The following is an 18,723-nucleotide window of genomic DNA, read 5'->3' on the forward strand; positions in this document are numbered from 1 at the left end:
GCGCGGGCGTGCAGTGACTTGGATGTGTGGCTTACTTGAGCAGGCCCTCGGCCTTCATCGCTTGCTGCACACCGGGGCGCGCCGCAACGCGCGCGCGCCAGGCCGTGAGGTTGGCCAGCGGCGACAGGTCGATGTTCATGGGTGCGGCCCAGTTGGTGATGGCGAACAGGTAGCCGTCGGCCACGCTGAACTGGTCGCCCATCAGGTATTGCTTGCCGGCCAGCTCGCCATCCACCCACTTCAGGCGCGACTGCAGGCGCTCGATGACCGCGGTCTTGTACTCGGCGGGCGTGGCGGGATTGAACAGCGGCGAGAAGCCCTTGTGCAGCTCGGTGCCGACGAAATTGAGCCACGACTGCAGCTGGTAGCGTGCCAGCGTGCCGTTCGCGGGCGCGAGCTTTTTGGCGGGCGCCTGATCGGCGATGTACTGCACGATGACCGGGCCTTCGCGCAGCAGGGTGCCATCGTCGAGTTGCAGCAGCGGCACGTAGCCGAGCGGGTTGATGGTGTAGTAGTCGGTGCCGTCGGGCAGTTTGTGGGTCTTGGTCGGCGCGGCGATCGCCTCATAGGCCAGGCCCGCCTCTTCCAGCGCGATGTGGGGGGACAGCGAGCAGGCGCCGGGGGAGTAGTAAAGCTTCATGAAATTCCTTTGAATAAAAAATGGGTTGATCCGCCGGACCAACCCACGATGCTAGCCGCTGGGACTTTTTCTTGCAGCGGCGAGGTCTCAGGTCTTGTAGCTGGGGTCCAGCCGCTCGGCCTTGCGCAGCAGCGCGGGCCAGACGAAGGCGCCGCCCAGGCCGCCGGTCTGCACACGCATGGCCTCGGCCACACCCTTGATGATCAGCGGGTTGACCTCGGTGAGCGCGCCGCCGGCCTGCGCGGCAATCTGGATCTGGCAGGCGCTCTCGAAGGTGTACATCGACAAAAACGCGTCGGCAATGGTCTTGCCCACGGTCAGGAGGCCGTGGTTGCGCAGCATCAGGAAGTTGGCCTGCCCGAGGTCGGCCTGCAGGCGCGGTGTTTCCTCGTCACGGAAGGCCACGCCCTCGTAGCCGTGGTAGGCCAGCGAGCCGAGCACAAAGGTGGACTGCTGACTGATCGGCAGCACGCCGCCCTGCTGCGCACTGACGCCCACGCCCGCGCGGGTATGCGTGTGCAGCACGCAGCCGGCCTCGGGCCGGGCCGCGTGCACGGCGCTGTGGATCACGAAGCCGGCCGGATTCACCGGGAAGGGTGACTCGATGACTTTATTGCACTGCATGTCGACCTTGACCAGGCTGGACGCCGTGATCTCGTCGAACATCAGCCCGTAGGGGTTGATCAGGAAGTGGTGCGCGCCAGCGGGCGTGATGGACTCGGGCAGCTTGGCGCTGATGTGGGTGAACACCAGATCGCTCCAGCCGTACGCCGCCACGAGACGGTAGCAGGCGGCCAGGTCAACGCGCAGCGCCCATTCTTCGGCGCTGACGACTTCTTTGAGAGAGGGGATGTGCATGAGGGGCCTCCAGGGTGATAGCGCTCAAGCTTACCGCGCGGCACCTCCGCTGGCCAGTCGCGCAGGGCACAGCGGTGCCTGCGGAAAATCGAACACTATTAAAACAATAGCTGAAAACCCTTGTTCAACAAGGGCTGCAGCCCGATTTGACTTGATAAAGCGTCAGGCGCCCGCGAGCCGCGCGCCGGCCCACAGCACCTGGTCGATCACGGCCTGCACATGCCTGCGATGTGCTTCGTCGATCAGTGCGCCCTCGGCATCGAAGGCCTCGGCGGCATGACTCAGTGCGAAGTTGACGGGTGCCACCCAGCACTGCACGTTGAGCAGCAGCGGTGCCAGGTGGCTTTGCGAACGCAGTCCGCCCAGCGCACCCGGCGAGGCGCTCAGCACGCCGACCACCTTGCCGCGCGAGAACTTGAAGCCGTCCGTCCAGGCCGGGTCGGACTTGACCGGACTGGAAGCCCAGTCGATGGTGTTCTTGAGCAGGGCGGGGTAGCTCGCGTTGTACTCGGGCGAGCAGATGATCCAGGCCGGATGCTCGTACATGATCTGTTTGAGCCGCATCACGTCGGGCGGCGTGCCGCGCGCCTCGAGGTCGGCGTTGTACATCGGGATGTCGAAGTCGGCCAGTTCGAGGTGCGTGACCTCGGCGCCGCTGGCGCGCGCCATGGCAGCGGCCTCGCGGGCGAGTTTGCGATTGTGCGAGTGCTGGCGGGTGCTGCCCGCAAAGATCAGGAGTTTCATGGCCCGTATTGTGACGCGGCCGGGCGGGCGGCATTCGGCAAAATTCGCTGCGCCGGATAAAATCAGGCGCTGCGCGCGCACCTCCGGAACCTCCATGCTCTACCCTCAAGAATTCGACGTCATCGTGGTCGGCGGCGGCCACGCCGGGACCGAGGCCGCGCTGGCCGCGGCGCGCATGGGCTGCAAGACGCTGCTGCTCACGCACAACATCGAGACGCTCGGGCAGATGAGCTGCAACCCGTCGATCGGCGGCATCGGCAAGGGGCATCTGGTCAAGGAAGTCGATGCCATGGGCGGCGCCATGGCGGCAGCGACCGACGAGGCCGGCATCCAGTTTCGCATCCTCAACAATTCCAAAGGCCCGGCCGTGCGCGCCACGCGGGCCCAGGCCGACCGGATGCTGTACAAGGCGGCGATCCGGCGCCGGCTGGAAAACCAGCCCAACCTGTGGCTGTTCCAGCAAGCCGTGGACGATTTGATTGTCGAGGGCGACCGCGTGGTGGGTGCCGTGACGCAAGTAGGCATTCGCTTCCGGGCGCGGACCGTGGTGTTGACGGCGGGTACATTCCTGGACGGCAAGATCCATGTCGGACTGAACCACTACGCGGCCGGCCGCGCCGGCGACCCGCCGGCGGTGTCGCTCAGCAGCCGTCTGAAGGAGCTGCAGCTGCCGCAGGGGCGGCTCAAGACCGGCACGCCACCGCGCCTCGATGGCCGCACCATCGATTTTTCCAAATGCCTTGAGCAGCCCGGCGACGGCATGCCGGGCGCGGCGCGGGTCGGCGGCAGCGCGGCCATGCCGGTGTTCAGCTTCATGGGGCAGGCCTCGCAGCACCCGCGGCAGGTGCCGTGCTGGATCACCAACACCAACGCGCGCACGCACGACATCATCCGCTCGGGGTTCGATCGCAGCCCCATGTTCACGGGCAAGATCGACGGCGTGGGCCCGCGCTACTGCCCGAGCGTGGAAGACAAGATCAACCGTTTTGCCGACAAGCAAAGCCACCAGATTTTCCTGGAGCCCGAGGGCCTCACGACGAATGAGTTTTACCCCAACGGCATCTCGACCAGCCTGCCGTTCGACATCCAGTACGCGCTGGTGCGCTCGATGGCCGGACTGGAAAACGCCCACATCCTGCGGCCCGGTTACGCGATCGAATACGACTATTTCGACCCGCGTGCCCTGAAGACCAGCTTCGAGACGCGCGCCATCCAGGGGCTGTTTTTTGCCGGGCAGATCAACGGCACGACCGGCTACGAAGAAGCGGCGGCGCAGGGCCTGTTTGCCGGCATCAATGCCGCGCTGCAATGCCGCGGCGAAGAGGCGTGGTTACCGCGCCGCGACCAGGCCTATCTGGGTGTGCTGGTGGACGACCTGATCACGCAAGGCGTGACCGAGCCGTACCGCATGTTCACCAGCCGGGCCGAGTTCCGGTTGCAGCTGCGCGAAGACAACGCCGACGCGCGCCTGACCGAGCCGGCGCGCCGCATGGGCCTGGTTGACGATGCGCGCTGGGACGCTTTCAACCGCAAGCGCGATGCTGTTTCACGTGAAACAGAGCGGTTGCGGTCGATCTGGGTGAGCCCCAAGAATCTGGCGGCCGCCGAGTCCGAGCGCGTGCTGGGCAAGACCATCGAGCATGAATACAACCTGGCCGATCTGTTGCGCCGCCCGGATGTCCATTACGCGGACCTGATGTCGCTGGACGGTGGCAAGTACGCCAGCCCCGAGCTTGCAGACGATGTTTCACGTGAAACCGATTTTGGCAAAACCGTAATCGAGCAGGTCGAAATTACCGCCAAGTATTCCGGTTACATTGACCGGCAGAAGGATGAGGTGGAGCGCGCCGCGCACTTCGAGAGCCTCAGGTTGCCCGCCGACCTGGATTACATGCAGGTCACGGCCTTGAGCATCGAGGCGCGGCAGAAACTCAACAAGCACCGGCCTGAGACGCTGGGCCTGGCCTCGCGCATTTCGGGCGTGACCCCGGCGACCATCTCGCTGCTGATGGTGCATCTCAAAAAGGGTGGCTGGAAAGGCCTGGCCGACGATGCCGCAAGCAATGACAAAGTCCTCGCGGCGTGAGTGTGTCGAAAAATACCCGAGCCACCTCATTCATGCCACTTGTGGCTGACGGATCTTCAAACCGGCAGCGTCCTCCTGCCGGCCCGCAAGTGTCTTTGCCCCGCAGTGCGCTGGCGCTCGGCGTCGAACTCAGCGCCGCCCAGGCCGATCGGCTGCTGCGCTATCTGGACCTGATCCAGAAGTGGAACAAGGTCTACAACCTGACCGCGTTGCGCGATCCCGCCGAGATGCTCACGCACCATCTGCTGGACAGCCTGGCGGTAGTGGCGCCGCTGCGCCGGCAGACGTTGGGGCAGGGCGGACGCCTGCTCGATGTGGGCGCCGGTGCCGGCCTGCCCGGCGTGGTGATTGCGATCTGCTGCCCCGAACTGGCGGTCACCTGCGTGGACACCGTGGCCAAAAAGGCGGCATTTGTGCAGCAGGTGGCGGCCGAACTCAAGCTGCCCAACCTGCGCGGACTGCACGCGCGGGTGGAGTCTTTGAGCGAGCCGTATGACGTGATCAGTTCGCGCGCCTTTGCCTCGCTGGCCGACTTCACGGCCTGGTCGGTCAGTGCGCTCGCACCGCAAGGCGTCTGGCTCGCCATGAAGGGCAAGCGCCCGGACGACGAAATCGCGGCGCTGCCGGCGGCGGTGGAGGTGTTTCACGTGGAACAACTCGGCGTGCCGGGGCTGGATGCCGAGCGCTGCATCGTCTGGCTGCGCAAAAAGACGGCTTAAAAATGGCGTAGAGGGCTGGCGGCGCGTCAAGGCGTCGTAAACTCACCGCCTTGTCTTCGGGGAATTTTTCATGTTCGGCATTGCTGATTACGGCGCGTTTGTCGCCGCCGATATCTTTTTGACGGCTCCCGGTCCGGGCGACATGGCCTTGATCACTTTCATCCGCAAGGGGGTGTTCCCGGTCGGCTTTGGTGTCAAGCTGGCCTTTTCCAGATAAGCCGCCATCACAATAACAAGAACAGGAAACTTCGAATGGCCAAAATCTTCTGCGTCGCGAATCAAAAAGGCGGCGTTGGCAAGACCACCACCACGGTCAATCTGGCGGCCGGTCTGGCCAAGGTCGGCCAGCGCGTGCTGATGGTCGACCTCGACCCGCAGGGCAATGCGACCATGGGCTCGGGCGTGGACAAGCGCCAGCTGGAGCTGACCATCTATGACGTGCTGCTGGAGTCAGCCTCGATCGGTGAGGCTCGCGTGCGCAGCGAGAAGTGCGGCTACGATGTGCTCGGCGCGAACCGCGAGCTGGCCGGCGCCGAGGTCGAGATGGTCGACATCGAGCGGCGCGAAAAGCGCCTGAAGACCGCGCTGGCTGAAGTGCAGGCGCAGTACGACTTCATCCTGATCGACTGCCCGCCGTCCCTCTCCATGCTGACCCTCAACGGCCTGTGCGCGGCGCATGGCGTGGTGGTGCCCATGCAGTGCGAGTACTTTGCGCTCGAAGGCCTGACCGACCTGGTCAACACCATCAAACAGGTGCACGCCAACCTGAATCCGGATCTGGCTATCATCGGCCTCTTGCGTGTGATGTTCGACCCGCGCATCACGCTGCAGCAGCAGGTCAGCGACCAGCTGAAAAGCCATTTCGGCGACAAGGTGTTCAATACCGTGATCCCGCGCAATGTGCGGCTCGCCGAGGCGCCCAGCTACGGCCTGCCCGGCGTGGTGTTCGATCCGGCGGCCAAGGGCAGCCAGGCCTATGTAGAGTTTGCGCGCGAAATGGTGGAGCGCATCAAGACGCTGTGATGACGAATGAAATCGGCCTTTAGCCCTTATCCCATCTGCATAGATAGCTACTGAGTTCATAGCATGAAACCCTCTAACGTCTTGATCCTGCCGGGCTGGCAGGGCAGCGGCCCCGAGCACTGGCAAAGCCGCTGGGAGCGCGCGCACGGGTACCAAAGGGTGGAGCAGCACGACTGGATGCGCCCGCTGCGCGGCGACTGGATCGCGCGGCTCGAAGACGTCGTGCTCTCGTGCGACGAGCCGGCCGTGCTGGTGGCGCACAGCCTGGGCTGCATCCAGGTCGCGGCCTGGGCGGCGCACTCGCGCAGCACGCACCACGTCAAGGGCGCGCTGCTGGTCGCGCCCGGCGACGTCGAGCGTGATGACATCGACCCGCTGCTCTGGAGCTGGCCGCCGATCCCGCTGCAAAAGCTGCCGTTTCGCAGTGTGCTGCTGGGCAGCCGCAACGACCCGTGGTGCGACTTCGACCGGGCCCGGCGCTTTGCCACGGCCTGGGGCGCGCAGTTCATCGACTACGGCGACGCCGGCCACATCAATGCCGAAGCCGGCCTGGGCAGCTGGCCCGAGGGCTACGTGCTGCTCGACGATTTAATGAAAGACTGAGAATGGTGACCAAAAAACCCAAGGGCCTCGGCCGTGGACTCGAAGCCCTGCTGGGACCCAAGGTGTCCGAGGGCGCGGCCGACGCGCCAGCGCCCAGCCCTGGACTGCCCACGACATTGTTGTTGACCGAGCTGGTGCCCGGCCAGTACCAGCCGCGCACCCGCATGGACGAGGGTGCGCTGTACGAGCTGGCCGAGTCGATCAAGGCGCAGGGCATCATGCAGCCGATCCTGGTGCGTCAACTGCTCAACGGGGATGCGGCGGGCAGCAACGCCGGCAAGTACGAGATCATCGCGGGCGAGCGGCGCTTCCGTGCGGCCCGGCTGGCGGGACTCGACAGCGTGCCGGTGCTGGTGCGCGACGTGCCCGACGAGTCGGCTGCGGCCATGTCGCTGATCGAGAACATCCAGCGCGAAGACCTGAATCCGCTGGAAGAAGCTCAGGGTCTGCAAAGGTTAATCAAGGAGTTTGGGCTCACTCACGAAACCGCCGCGCAAGCGGTGGGACGCTCCCGCAGCGCCGCCAGCAACCTGCTGCGCCTGCTGAATCTGACCGGACCGGTGCAGACCATGCTGATGGCCGGCGACATCGACATGGGTCATGCGCGGGCCCTCTTGGCGCTGGAGCAGGCCACCCAGATCACGGCGGCGAACCAGATCGCGGCCAAGAAACTCTCGGTGCGCGAGGCCGAACGGCTGGTCAAGAAGCTCAGCGTCGAGTTCAGCCTGGTCTCGTCGAAGGCGTCGAACGCCGCCAAAAAAGAGAAATCGCGCGACCTGCAGCGGCTGGAAGAAGAGCTGTCGGACCTGCTCACGGCCGCCGTCGAGGTGCGCGTGAAAAAGCGCGTCAAGCGCGCGGGCCGCACCGAGGAGATGGGCGAACTCGCGATCCAGTTCGGCTCGCTCGATGAACTCAACGGCCTGATCGAGAAACTGCGCAAGGCGTAGGCACGAGCCCCCAGCGGGGGCCGGGCGCGTTGCGCTGATCGGTACTATTGCTGCGGGTAGGGCTGCGGATATTGCGGTTGCTGGTATGGCTGCGGGTACTGAGGCTGCTGGTATTGCGGGTATTGCGGTCTGGCACCGGGCACCTGGTTGCCTTTGGAATACATGCACTGCACGTAGGCGTTGTTGTACTGCGCCTGGATCGAGCCCTGCGCGTAGGCCGAAGAGTTCGCGCCGGCGCTGGTCCCGGCAATGGCCCCGACGCCGGCGCCGATGCCCGCGCCCTGGTGGTTGCCGATGGCGGCGCCCAGCAACCCGCCGAGCACCACGCCCGTTGCGGCGGCGCCCGCCGCGCCGCGGTTCACCGCCTCCGCCTGGCCGGCCACCTGCGACTGCGCATACTGCTTGCAGTCGAACTGATCCTGCTGGAACACCTGGAACGGCTTGTTCGGGCTGGGGAGCACCTGCACGGTCGGGCCCATGGGCGGCGAAGCGCAGGCCGCCAGCCATAACAGCGGCGGCAGGGCGATGAGTGAGAGCTTGCCAGTTTGCACGTTAGTCCTTTGATTGACGATAAAAATTAAGATCGGTACGGGACACTCCAGGTTCCCTCGGGCGCGCCGGCGCCACTCGCTCAATGCGGCGGTGGCTGCTGCACCTGCCGGAACTGCGTGTTGCAGGTCTGGACATTGGGGAAGTAGCCTTGGGGGTTGTCGCAGTAATACCAGAACTGCGGCGCCGGGGCGATGGTCGTGGGCTGCGGCATGGGCGGCGCGGTGATCACCGCGGGCCCGGGTCCCACCATCGCCGGATCGACATACTGGATGCCCGAGACCACCAGCGGATAGGGATACACCGGCTGGTCGTAAAAATACCATAGCCCGCCTGTGAACCACCACCAGCCGCAGCGCCCGCCGAAGCAGCTGTTGCGCCAGTGTCCGCCGCTCCAGCGGAGCTGCTCGCCGCGGTCAAAGCGGCCCACGTCGCGGCCATGAAATGCATAGCGCTCATGCGCCACATCACGATGCGCGCCCGGTCCGCGATTGTCGTGCGCCGGCTGGGCCCAGGCTGCGCCCACCAGCAAGGCCGCCAGCAACGGCGCAAGCGTTTTACAGGTTCGTCGCAATAAAGCCAGGGCCACGGTATTTTCCTTGCGTTGGGTAATGCTCAAGGGCGGCACAACCACGACAGTCCAGCCCGCCGTCCTCTTGAATTCATCCTAGCAGGCCCGTCTTTACTTTTTGTAAAGCTAGATGGCGCGATCCGCGGCAGTTGTAATGATTGGCATCCGGCTCGTGCCGGCGCGCAGGGAACGGCAAAAACCAAACGCTCAGAGCGTAAAAATCTTGCCCGGGTTCATGATGTTTTTCGGGTCGAGCGCGCGCTTGATGGTGCGCATCATGTCCACCGCGCCAGCGCCGGCCTCGGTTACCAGGAAGTCCATCTTGTGCAGGCCCACGCCGTGCTCCCCGCTGCAGGTGCCCTCCAGGCTCAGCGCGCGCATCACCAGCTTGTGGTTCAGGTCTTCGGCCACCTCGCGCTCTCGCGGGTCGTTCGGGTCCAGCAGGTAGCCGAAGTGGAAGTTGCCATCGCCCACGTGGCCGACCAGGAAGTAGGGAATGCCACTGGCCTCGGCCTCGGCCACCGAGTCGAGCAGGCAGTCGGCCAGCCGCGAGATCGGCACGCAGGTGTCGGTGGAGATCGCGCGGCAGCCGGGCCGGGACTGGATCGCGGCAAAGTAGGCGTTGTGCCGCGCCGCCCACAAACGCGTGCGCTCCTCGGGCGTGGTGGCCCACTCGAAGGCCTTGCCGCCATGTTCGCTGGCAATCTCCTGCACGGTTTCGGCCTGTTCCTTGACGCCAGCCGGCGAGCCGTGGAATTCCATCAGCAGCATCGGCTCCTCGCGCAGATGCAGCTTGCTGTGCGCGTTGACCATGCGCACGGTGTGGTGGTCGATCAGCTCCACGCGCGCGATCGGCACGCCGAGCTGGATCACCGCAATGGTGGTGCGCACCGCCGCCTCGATGCTCGGGAACGAGCAGATCGCAGCCGAGATCGCCTCCGGCAGCGGGTACAGCTTGACGGTCACTTCGGTGATCACGCCCAGCGTGCCTTCCGAGCCCACCAGCAGGCGCGTCAGGTCGTAGCCGGCGCTGCTCTTTTTGGCGCGCGTGCCCGTGCGGATCACCTCGCCGCTGGCGGTGACGACTTCCAGCGCCAGCACGTTCTCGCGCATGGTGCCGTAGCGCACGGCGTTGGTGCCGGACGCGCGCGTGGCCGCCATGCCGCCGATCGAGGCATCGGCGCCCGGGTCGATCGGGAAGAACAGGCCGGTGCTCTTGATCTCCTCGTTGAGCTGCTTGCGCGTCACGCCCGGCTGCACCGTCACGGTCAGGTCGTCGGCGTTGACCGCGAGCACACGGTTCATGCGGTTCAGGTCGATGCTGATGCCGCCCTGCACCGCGAGCAGATGGCCTTCCAGCGAGGAGCCGACGGCAAATGGAATCACCGGCACCTCGTACTGGCTCGCGAGCTGCACCGCATCGGCCACGTCCTGTGTGCTCTGCGCAAAAATCACGGCGGCGGGCGGCGGCGCCTCGAACGACGATTCATCGCGCCCGTGCTGCTCGCGCACCACCAGCGCCGTGGAGCACTGCGCGCCAAAGCGCGCCTGCAGCGCCTCGATCAGCGCAGGCGGCACGGGGCGCAGCTTGATTTCCGGAACCAGGTGGGCGATGGCGGTGGGGGCGTTCATGCAATGTCTCCAAACTGACTTGCCAGTTTAATCCCTGCCGCCTATTTCGACGACCGCGCCGCACGAGCGCCAAAAGCACAGCGTCCCCGAAGGCGGCCGGGATCGACCACCTTCGGGGACGCCGGGCATTAACGGCCCGCGGCTACTTCATGATCTTGTCATCCTGCGCGCGCGAGATGAAGCCGTCGTGGCTGGCGCCGACCCTGGATGGGTCCATGGCGCCGGAGGGCGTCGTCATTGGCGCGCCCCGACGTGGCGACGGCGAGTAAGGGGTCTGTGCATGCACGGCGGCGGCGCTGCCCAGGGCCCAGGCGGCAATGATCATCACGCTGCGGGCTTCGAAGTTGGGGATGCATCGTCGTTTGGCTTTCATGGAAGGGGCTCCAGTGAAGTTGAACAGGACTTCATTGCAACGCAGCAACGGCCATCAGGCCAGCATTCTTGCCCGGTGTTTCGTCCCTCACAAAACACTTGCCTCAGATACATTTCCCTGCTTCGCGAAACACTTCTAAAGACGGCGCACAATCCACTCGGTACAGCAACGACAAGAGAGCTTTATGGGCAAACGACTGACTCAAATCGCCACGCGCACCGGCGACAACGGCACCACCGGCCTGGGCGACAACACGCGCGTGTCCAAGAACAGCTTGCGCGTGCACGCCATGGGCGACGTGGACGAGCTCAATTCCCACATCGGCCTGTTGCTGTGCGAGGACATGCCCGCCGCGGTGCGCACCCTGCTGGTGGAGATCCAGCAGCAGCTGTTCAACCTGGGCGGCGAGCTCTCCATCCCCGGCTACGAACTGCTCAAGCCCGAGGCGCTCCTGGCGCTGGACCAGGCGCTGGCCGGGCACAACCAAGCGCTGCCGCGGCTGCAGGAGTTCATCCTGCCGGCCGGCACGCGCGCCGCCGCGCAGGCCCATGTGTGTCGCACCGTGGCGCGCCGCGCGGAACGCGCGGTGGTCGCGCTGGGCAGTGAAGAAACACTGAAAGACACGCCGCGCCAGTACCTGAACCGCCTGTCCGATCTGATGTTCGTGCTTGCGCGCGTGCTGAACCGCTATCGCACGGACGGCACGGTGGGCGACGATGTGTACTGGAAGAGCGAGAAGCTGGCCAGGTCGCAGGCGCAGTAGAGCAGGCGCACGGCGATCGCTACGGGCGTGCAGCAAGGCACTCCAATGCAACGCCGCGGAGCCTCCCGCTCCCTCCCCCGCTGGGGGAGGGCAGGGGTGGGGGCCAGCAGCGACCGCACCGCACCTCGTTTCGTCTCAGATCCAGTTACCCGAGCTCGGCATCTGTATCGTCGTCGCCGGGTTGCCTGTGCCGAGCAGCGAGCCGATCGCCGTGCTCAGGATCGAGATGAACAGACTCGCGAACAGCGCGGTCCAGAAGCCCGAGATGCGAAAGCCGCGCACCATTGCCGCGACCAGCAGCAGCGTCAGCGCATTGATCACCAGCAGGAACAGCCCGAAGGTCAGCAGCGTCAGCGGCAGCGTGAGCACGATCAGCAGCGGCTTGACCAGCGCGTTCACGAAGCCGAGCAGCAGCGCCGACGCCGCGAGCGCCGAGCGGCTCTCGAAACGCAGCCCCTTGAACACAAGGCTCGCAACCCACAATGAGAGCGCGATGATCGCCCAATAGAACAGAAACGGGATCAGGTTGTCAAGCATGGTTGCTACTTAATTAGGAGCATAGTGTGCATATATCATAAAGGCTTGCGCGTGATTTAGCTCGAAATTCCGGGCGGCGCCAGCAGCGCGGGCCGCGCCCGCTCGTCCTGTTCGCGCACGGACGCTGCGCGAGCCCAGCGCAGCGCACGCAGTGGCAAGCGTGGGGGCACTACCTCGGCGCCAGCACCGCCATCGTGATGCGCGACACGCAGGTCAGCTCGCCGGCGGCGTTGGACAGGTCGATCTGCCAGACCTGCGTGGTGCGCCCGATGTGCACCGGGCGCGTGATGCCGGTGACCCAGCCGCTGATGGCGCCCTTGAGGTGATTCGCGTTGATGTCCAGGCCGACGGCGCGGTAGCCCTCGGGGCAGCAATACGCCGCGCCGCACGAGCCCAGCGTTTCGGCCAGCACCACGCTCACGCCGCCGTGCAACAGCCCGTAGGGCTGGCGCGTGTGGGTGTTGACGGGCACGCGCGCGCGGATGAAGTCGTCGCCGACTTCGAGAAATTCGATACCCAGGTGCTGCACCGCCGTATCGACATGGATGGCGGTGAGTTCTTCGGTCGAGATCGGTTTTTTCCAGATGCGCATGCAACAGCTTTCAGGTTTTGCGATTCAGCAAAGCGTACAACAGAATCGCGCCAAACGTGGCGGTGCCGATGCCGCCCAGCGCGAAGTCGCCGAACTTGAGCGTGAAGTCGCCGGTGCCGATGATCAGCGTGATGGCGGCCACGATCAGGTTCTTGTTCTGCGAAAAATCCACCTGATTACTGACCCAGATGCGGGCCCCCGCGATCGTGATCAGGCCGAACACCACGATGCTGACGCCGCCCATCACCGGCAGCGGAATGGCCTGGATGACAGCACCGAACTTCGGTGAAAAACCGAGCACGATGGCGATCAGCGCGGCCGTCACGAACACCGCGGTGGAGTAGATCTTGGTCGCCGCCATCACGCCGATGTTCTCGGCATAGGTGGTCACACCGGTGCCGCCCACGCCGGCGCTGAGCACGGTGGCGATGCCGTCGCCCATGAAGGCGCGACCCAGGTAGGGGTCGAGGTCTTTGCCGGTCATCGCGGTCACGGCCTTGAGGTGGCCTAGGTTCTCGGCCACCAGGATGATGACCACGGGCACGATCAGCAGCATGGCGTTGGCGCTGAACACCGGCGCGGTGAAGTGGGGCAGGCCGACCCATGCGGCGTTGCCGATGCCCGAAAGGTCCAGCGGCTTGCCCAGGCCCATGCCATTGGCAAACACCGCGTAGATCAGGCTCGCCAGCACCAGCCCGATCAGGATCAGGAGACGCTGTACCATGCCGCGCGTGAACACGGCGACCAGCCCCACGCTGACGAAGGTGACCGCCTGCATCCACGAGTCGAAGTTGCTGGACGCCATGTTCTTGATCGGCACGCTCGCCAGGTTCAGCCCGATCACGGCCACGACGGCGCCGGTGACGACGGGCGGCATGACGCGCTCGATCCAGCCCGTGCCGATGGCGTGCACGATGGCGCCGATGAGGATGTACACCGCGCCGCAGGCGACGATGCCGCCCAGCGCGACCGCGATGTTGGCGTTCGGCCCCTTGCCGGCGAAGCCCGTGGCCGCAATCACCACGCCGATGAAGGCGAAGCTCGAGCCCAGGTAGCTCGGCACCTTGCCGTTGGTGATCGCGAAGAAGATCAGCGTGCCAATGCCGCTCATCAGGATCGCGATGTTGGTGTCGAACCCCATCAGGATCGGTGCCAGCACGGTGGCACCGAACATCGCGATCACGTGCTGCACGCCCATCGCGGCGGTCTGCGGCCAGGGCAGCCGCTCGTCGGGGCCGATGACCCCGCCCTGCTGCAGAACCGCCGCATTTTTCTCTGTCCAGTCGAACATTCCCATGCCTCACTCCTTGTTAAAAGTGCCGCGATGCTAAGGGCAATGGTCGTGCCGCACAAGCGGCGCGGCGCTTCAGGCGACGCGGAAGAAGCTCATTTCGACGCGGTCCGGATAGCGTGCACCGGTGCCGACGAACAGACTTTCCGTCAGCCATGCCAGCGCCGGCGATGACACCTCGAATGCCGGCACGCAGCGGAAATAAATGGCGGCAGGATCGACCGGCTCGCCGCGCACCAGCTTTGCGATGTCGTCGGCCGCGCCGCGGCGCAGTGCGCGGTTCTGCACAAAGATGTGCTCGCCGCCAAATTCGGGCCCCTCCAGCGCGAGCAGGTAGCGTGCATCGAGGTCGGCCGTTGTGCTGGAGACTACGAGCTGGAAATCGGCACCGCCCGGCAGTACCCGGCCGTGCAGCCGCGGGCCGGTCAGCAGGCCGCCCGTGATCGGAATGATGCGGCGCCGGCCGCGGCTGTTCAGTCCGGCCACCTGGCCGGCTTCGATCGGCGCGGCAACCTGTACCGTGAGGTCGGCGATGTGTTCGAGCTGGGGAGCTGGCAGTGGTGTCATGGTGATTTTGATTGATGGGTGCTTCGTGCCATTATGGAGGCCATGAGCGAGACAAAAACACCCCCCTACACTCCCCAGATCCGCCTGTACCAGAACTGGTTGCGCGAGCAGCGCGGCCTGTCGTTCGGCTCCTACGACGCGCTGTGGCGCTGGTCGGTCACCGACCTCGACGCCTTCTGGCAAAGCATCTGGGATTACTTCGAGCTGCGCTCGCCCACAAAGCACAGCGCCGTGCTGGGCAGCAGCAAGATGCCGGGCGCCCAGTGGTTTCCCGGCGCCCAGTCCAACTACGCGCAGCAGGTGTTCCGTCATGCCGATGCGGCGCACGCCGCGGGCATGCCGGCCATCATCAGCCGCAACGAAAAGGGCATGCCGCGCGAGCTGAGCTGGCCGGAGCTGCGCCGCCAGGTCGCCTCGCTGGCGTTGCACCTGAAGGCGCTGGGCGTGCAGCCGGGCGACCGCGTGGCGGCGTACCTGCCCAACATTCCCGAGGCCATGATTGCGTTCCTGGCCGTGGTCAGCATCGGCGGCGTGTGGAGCATCTGCGCGCCCGACATGGGCAGCCACGCCGTGCTGGACCGCTTCAGGCAGATCGAACCCAAGGTGCTGATTGCCTGCGACGGCGTGAGTTACGGCGGGCGCGATTTCGACCGCACGGCGGTGGTGGCCGAGCTGCGCGCGGCGCTGCCCACGCTGCAACATGTGGTTGCCTACAACAACCTGTCTGCTACCAATGTGATAGCTGATAGTGAAATGTTCACGCGGGTTACAGCGCGAAACGATGCCGAAGTGGAGGCATTCGAACCGATGTGGCTGGCGTTCGACCATCCGCTGTGGATCGTCTATTCGAGCGGCACCACGGGCCTGCCCAAGCCCCTCGTGCACGGCCACGGCGGCCTGGTGCTGGTGGGGCTGCTGCTGAACGTACTGCACAACGACGTGGGCTGCAGCTATGCGGCCAACTCGTGGGGCGAGCGCTTTCACTGGTACAGTTCGACCGGCTGGGTCATGTGGAACGCGCAGACGGCCGGCCTTTTGAGCGGCACCACGCTGTGCCTGTACGACGGCAGCCCGGGCGGTACCCAGCCGGCGAGTGCCGGCGGCCCCGACTGGACCACCCTGTGGCGCTTCGCGGCCGAAACCGGCGTGACCTTCTTCGGCGCCGGTGCCGCGTTCTACGCCAACTGCATGAAGGCCGGCATCGACCTGCAAGCCTGCGGCGACCTGAGCCGCGTGCGCGCGCTCGGCACCACCGGCTCACCGCTGAGCGAGGACGTGCAGCGCTGGGGCACGGCGCAGTTCCGCCGCATTCGGCAGAGCGACATGAGCGCCGCCGGGCCGTCCCAAGGCGCGAAGGCCCCCTCGGGGGGCAGCGAACCACACGAAGTGGGCGAGCGTGGGGGCGACATCTGGTGGTGCAATATTTCCGGCGGCACCGACTTTGCGGGCGCGTTCATCGGCGGCAACCGCGAACTGCCGCAGGTGCCCGGCGAGATGCAGTGCCGCCAGCTCGGTTGCGCGGTCGAGGCCTGGAACGAGCAGGGCCAGCCGGTCATCGGCGAGGTCGGCGAGCTGGTCTGCACCCAGCCGATTCCGTCCATGCCGCTGTACTTCTGGGGCGACGAGGGCAACCGGCGTTATCTGTCGAGCTACTTCGACACCTACCCGAACGTCTGGCGCCACGGCGACTGGCTCAAGATCGGCGCCAATGGCGGCTGCATCATCTATGGCCGCAGTGACGCCACCATCAACCGCCACGGCCTGCGCATGGGCACCAGCGAGCTTTACAGCGCGGTCGAAGCGCTGCCCGAGGTGCTGGACAGCATGGTGGTCGATCTCGAATACCTGGGCCGCGAGAGCTATATGCCGCTGTTCGTGGTGCTGCGCGCTGGCGTGACGCTGGACGACGCGCTGCGCGCCAAAATCAACAACGCGATCAAGACCGCACTGAGCCCGCGCTTTGTGCCGAACGACATTTTTCAGGTGGCCGAGATTCCGCGCACGCTCTCCGGCAAGAAGCAGGAGCTGCCGATCAAGAAGCTGCTGCTGGGCCAGCCGATCGAGAAGGTGCTGAACCGCGACGCGATGGCGAATCCGGGGTGCCTGGACTGGTATGTGGCATTTGCCGCGCAGCGGCTCGCATAGTGGGGCGCAGGCCGCGCCGCGCTAGGCCTTGCGCGTGTGCGACCAGCGCTGGCACAGCTTTTGCGCCAGCCCGTCGAGCGCAAAACCGAGCGCGCCGATCAGCACAATGACCGCCATCAGCTCGGAATACGCGAGCCGGTCGCGCGTGTCCAGAATGAAGTAGCCCAGGCCCGAGCTCACGCCCAGCATTTCGCACGGAACCAGCACGATCCAGACGATGCCGATGGCCAGCCGCAAGCCGGTCAGGATGTGCCCCAGAATGCCGGGCAGCACGATCTTGAACAGCATTTCGCGGCGCGTGGCGGACAGGCTCTTGGCGAGCATCAGCCATTTCGGGTCGAGCTGGCGCACGCCAGCGGCGGTATTCAGGATGATCGGCCAGACCGCGGCGAAGGTCAGCAGGAAGTAGATCGGGCCGTCGCCGATGCCGAACATCATTACCGCGATGGGCATCCATGACAGCGGCGAGATCATGCGCAGGAACTGGAACGCGCTGCTGGTGCTGTTCTCCAGCGCGCGCGAAGTGCCAATCGCCAGGCCGATCGGGATGCCCAGCACGAGCGCCAGCGCCAGGCTGACCAGTACCCGTTTCATGCTGGTGAGGGTGTGCAGCGTCAACTGGTTCTGCACCACGAGATGGTACAGGCTCTCGAAAGTCTCACGCGGGCTGAGCAGGCTGGCGAGCGCGCTGCTTTGCTGCAGCCAGTGCGCGCCCAGCCCCCATGCCAGGATCAGCGTCGCCAGGCCGCCCAGACTCAGCAGCAACTGCATGCTGCGGGGGGAGGCGCGGGACAGTTTGAGAATTTTTTCCATGACGGGGGTCCTGATGCGGCGGGGTCGAATTCAGCGCCGTTTCAATTCTTCGAAATCGTTTCGCGCCGCGTGAACGAGTTCGGCAGCCCGAAGGCGGACATGCCGCCCAGATCCGCGATCGCCTTTTTGACAAAGCGGTCGTCCACCAGATCGCGCGCGACGAAGGCCGGGTCCAGCGCCTGCAAGAACTCGTTGCGGCCGGAGACGATGGTCTGCTTGAGCATCTTCACCAGCTCCTCGGTGTAGCTGGGGAAAGGGTAGGGCTGAAAGTCGATGCGCTTTTCCTTCCAGTCGGCGTGCTCCACCGCCCCCGAAGCCTTGTACCTGGCGGCCAGCTCCTCGTGCGGCGCCATCACCTGGGCCAGCGTCTCGTAAGTGTGCGGCGTGTAGTGGGCGGGATTGTCCTTGGCCAGCATGTGCGCCGCTTCGTCGCGATGGTCCCGAATCCAGGCTTGCGCCTGCACGATGCTGCTTACCACCTTTTGCGACCATTGCGGACGCTGCTCCAGATCACGCTCATGCATGAAGACGACGCAGCAGGCGTGGTCCTTCCAGACGTCGCCGGTAAAGCGCCAGATTTTCCCGACCTTGAGCGTTTCCGCCAGCGCATTGAACGGTTCGGCCACGGTATAGCCGGCAATTTGTTTGGTGCCCAGCGCCGGCAGCATGTCGCCCGGGGACATGACCACCAGCTTGACCTGCTTCGGGCCGGGATTGCCCTCGCTGATAGCTTGCAGGCCCTGGCCTCTGAGCAGGTACTGCAGCACCACGTTATGCACCGAGTACCAGAACGGAATCGCCACCGTTTTGCCGCCCAGGTCGCTCAGCCGGTTGATTTCGGGCAGCACCGTCAGGCTCGATCCTTCCATGTGGTTCCAGGCGACGACCTTGGCGGGCGCCTTGCTGCCATAGCGCGCCCAGATGGTCATCGGCATCAACAGGTGGACCACATTCACCTGCCCGCTTAAAAACGCTTCGGCAATCTGCGCCCAGCTGCGAAACAGGCGCGGCTTCTCGACCTCGAGCCCCTGCGCCTCATACGTCTTGTTGCCGTGCGCAATCAGCAGCGGTGCGGCGTCCGTGACCGGCAGATAGCCGATCCGCACCGGCGCACCCTGCTCGGCGGCCAGCGCGCGGCCGGCGGTTTGCAACAAGGGCAGCGCACCGATGGCGCCAACCGCCGTTGACAGTTTGAGGAATTGGCGGCGGCCCTCTGGTGCGGGGGTGCGCGAGGTCGGCGCGGACGGGGTGACTTTCATGGTGCTCTGCT

At 65.5% G+C, this 18,723-nt stretch carries 20 protein-coding genes and 1 pseudogene; 8 read left to right on the forward strand and 13 right to left on the reverse strand.

What is annotated here, in order from left to right; translation table 11 throughout:
- Window positions 1-31: 31 nt before the first annotated feature.
- The 3 genes from gstA to B0E49_RS10155 form a co-directional block, all read right to left on the reverse strand.
- On the reverse strand, window positions 32-640 hold the full coding sequence (gene gstA / locus B0E49_RS10145; RefSeq protein ID WP_077562084.1) for a glutathione transferase GstA: 609 nt from the start codon (window positions 638-640) through the stop codon (window positions 32-34).
- Window positions 641-727: 87 nt separating this feature from the next.
- Window positions 728-1,498: a class II aldolase/adducin family protein gene (locus B0E49_RS10150; RefSeq protein ID WP_077562085.1), complete on the reverse strand. Its 771-nt coding sequence runs from the start codon at window positions 1,496-1,498 to the stop codon at window positions 728-730.
- Window positions 1,499-1,660: 162 nt separating this feature from the next.
- Window positions 1,661-2,242, reverse strand: coding sequence for an NADPH-dependent FMN reductase (locus B0E49_RS10155; RefSeq protein WP_077562208.1), 582 nt, complete (start codon window positions 2,240-2,242; stop codon window positions 1,661-1,663).
- A gap of 94 nt (window positions 2,243-2,336) precedes the next feature.
- On the opposite strand from B0E49_RS10155, the gene mnmG reads away from it, so the two are divergent.
- The 6 genes and pseudogenes from mnmG to B0E49_RS10180 all read left to right on the forward strand — a co-directional run bounded on the left by mnmG (window position 2,337) and on the right by B0E49_RS10180 (window position 7,620).
- On the forward strand, window positions 2,337-4,328 hold the full coding sequence (gene mnmG, locus B0E49_RS10160) for a tRNA uridine-5-carboxymethylaminomethyl(34) synthesis enzyme MnmG (protein ID WP_077562086.1): 1,992 nt from the start codon (window positions 2,337-2,339) through the stop codon (window positions 4,326-4,328).
- 89 nt (window positions 4,329-4,417) lie between these two features.
- On the forward strand, window positions 4,418-5,047 hold the full coding sequence (rsmG, locus tag B0E49_RS10165; protein ID WP_286137918.1) for a 16S rRNA (guanine(527)-N(7))-methyltransferase RsmG: 630 nt from the start codon (window positions 4,418-4,420) through the stop codon (window positions 5,045-5,047).
- Between the two features lie 70 nt (window positions 5,048-5,117).
- Window positions 5,118-5,219 (forward strand): annotated as a pseudogene (locus tag B0E49_RS20155) (lysine transporter LysE); the annotation flags it as partial.
- A gap of 80 nt (window positions 5,220-5,299) precedes the next feature.
- Window positions 5,300-6,070, forward strand: coding sequence for a ParA family protein (locus tag B0E49_RS10170; protein ID WP_077562088.1), 771 nt, complete (start codon window positions 5,300-5,302; stop codon window positions 6,068-6,070).
- Between the two features lie 63 nt (window positions 6,071-6,133).
- A complete protein-coding gene (locus B0E49_RS10175; RefSeq protein ID WP_077562089.1) occupies window positions 6,134-6,673 on the forward strand; it encodes an RBBP9/YdeN family alpha/beta hydrolase in 540 nt (179 codons plus the stop codon).
- A gap of 2 nt (window positions 6,674-6,675) precedes the next feature.
- Window positions 6,676-7,620, forward strand: a complete 945-nt coding sequence (locus B0E49_RS10180; RefSeq protein ID WP_077562090.1) for a ParB/RepB/Spo0J family partition protein — start codon at window positions 6,676-6,678, stop codon at window positions 7,618-7,620.
- A 44-nt stretch (window positions 7,621-7,664) separates the two neighbouring features.
- Here B0E49_RS10180 and B0E49_RS10185 read toward each other — a convergent pair whose 3' ends face one another.
- From B0E49_RS10185 to B0E49_RS10200, 4 genes are all read right to left on the reverse strand, one after another.
- A complete protein-coding gene (locus B0E49_RS10185; protein WP_174571090.1) occupies window positions 7,665-8,171 on the reverse strand; it encodes a glycine zipper family protein in 507 nt (168 codons plus the stop codon).
- A gap of 80 nt (window positions 8,172-8,251) precedes the next feature.
- Window positions 8,252-8,758, reverse strand: coding sequence for a hypothetical protein (locus B0E49_RS10190; protein ID WP_286137919.1), 507 nt, complete (start codon window positions 8,756-8,758; stop codon window positions 8,252-8,254).
- 189 nt (window positions 8,759-8,947) lie between these two features.
- Window positions 8,948-10,372, reverse strand: a complete 1,425-nt coding sequence (locus B0E49_RS10195; RefSeq protein WP_077562091.1) for an FAD-binding oxidoreductase — start codon at window positions 10,370-10,372, stop codon at window positions 8,948-8,950.
- Between the two features lie 142 nt (window positions 10,373-10,514).
- The gene (locus B0E49_RS10200) at window positions 10,515-10,745 is read right to left on the reverse strand and encodes a hypothetical protein (protein ID WP_077562092.1); all 231 of its coding nucleotides are present in this window, start codon (window positions 10,743-10,745) and stop codon (window positions 10,515-10,517) included.
- A 184-nt stretch (window positions 10,746-10,929) separates the two neighbouring features.
- Between B0E49_RS10200 and B0E49_RS10205 the strand changes: the two genes are divergently transcribed.
- Complete coding sequence (locus tag B0E49_RS10205; protein ID WP_077562093.1) at window positions 10,930-11,508, forward strand: cob(I)yrinic acid a,c-diamide adenosyltransferase; 579 nt, start codon at window positions 10,930-10,932, stop codon at window positions 11,506-11,508.
- 135 nt (window positions 11,509-11,643) lie between these two features.
- On the opposite strand, the gene B0E49_RS10210 is transcribed toward B0E49_RS10205, so the two are convergent.
- The 4 genes from B0E49_RS10210 to B0E49_RS10225 form a co-directional block, all read right to left on the reverse strand.
- Window positions 11,644-12,045: a phage holin family protein gene (locus B0E49_RS10210; RefSeq protein WP_077562094.1), complete on the reverse strand. Its 402-nt coding sequence runs from the start codon at window positions 12,043-12,045 to the stop codon at window positions 11,644-11,646.
- Window positions 12,046-12,214: 169 nt separating this feature from the next.
- Complete coding sequence (locus B0E49_RS10215; protein WP_077562095.1) at window positions 12,215-12,637, reverse strand: hotdog fold thioesterase; 423 nt, start codon at window positions 12,635-12,637, stop codon at window positions 12,215-12,217.
- 10 nt (window positions 12,638-12,647) lie between these two features.
- A complete protein-coding gene (locus B0E49_RS10220) occupies window positions 12,648-13,934 on the reverse strand; it encodes a solute carrier family 23 protein (protein WP_077562096.1) in 1,287 nt (428 codons plus the stop codon).
- Window positions 13,935-14,003: 69 nt separating this feature from the next.
- Window positions 14,004-14,495: a DUF3237 domain-containing protein gene (locus B0E49_RS10225; RefSeq protein WP_077562097.1), complete on the reverse strand. Its 492-nt coding sequence runs from the start codon at window positions 14,493-14,495 to the stop codon at window positions 14,004-14,006.
- A gap of 42 nt (window positions 14,496-14,537) precedes the next feature.
- On the opposite strand from B0E49_RS10225, the gene B0E49_RS10230 reads away from it, so the two are divergent.
- Window positions 14,538-16,640: an acetoacetate--CoA ligase gene (locus B0E49_RS10230; protein WP_077562098.1), complete on the forward strand. Its 2,103-nt coding sequence runs from the start codon at window positions 14,538-14,540 to the stop codon at window positions 16,638-16,640.
- 21 nt (window positions 16,641-16,661) lie between these two features.
- Here the strand turns inward: B0E49_RS10230 and B0E49_RS10235 are convergent, their stop codons facing one another.
- The gene (locus tag B0E49_RS10235) at window positions 16,662-17,453 is read right to left on the reverse strand and encodes an ABC transporter permease (RefSeq protein WP_077562099.1); all 792 of its coding nucleotides are present in this window, start codon (window positions 17,451-17,453) and stop codon (window positions 16,662-16,664) included.
- 41 nt (window positions 17,454-17,494) lie between these two features.
- Window positions 17,495-18,712 (reverse strand): ABC transporter substrate-binding protein, encoded by a 1,218-nt coding sequence (locus B0E49_RS10240; RefSeq protein WP_077562100.1) that lies wholly within the window; start codon window positions 18,710-18,712, stop codon window positions 17,495-17,497.
- Window positions 18,713-18,723 lie beyond the last annotated feature (11 nt).

The sequence above is a fragment of the Polaromonas sp. C04 genome (assembly GCF_002002705.1).
Lineage (GTDB): Bacteria > Pseudomonadota > Gammaproteobacteria > Burkholderiales > Burkholderiaceae_C > Rhodoferax_A.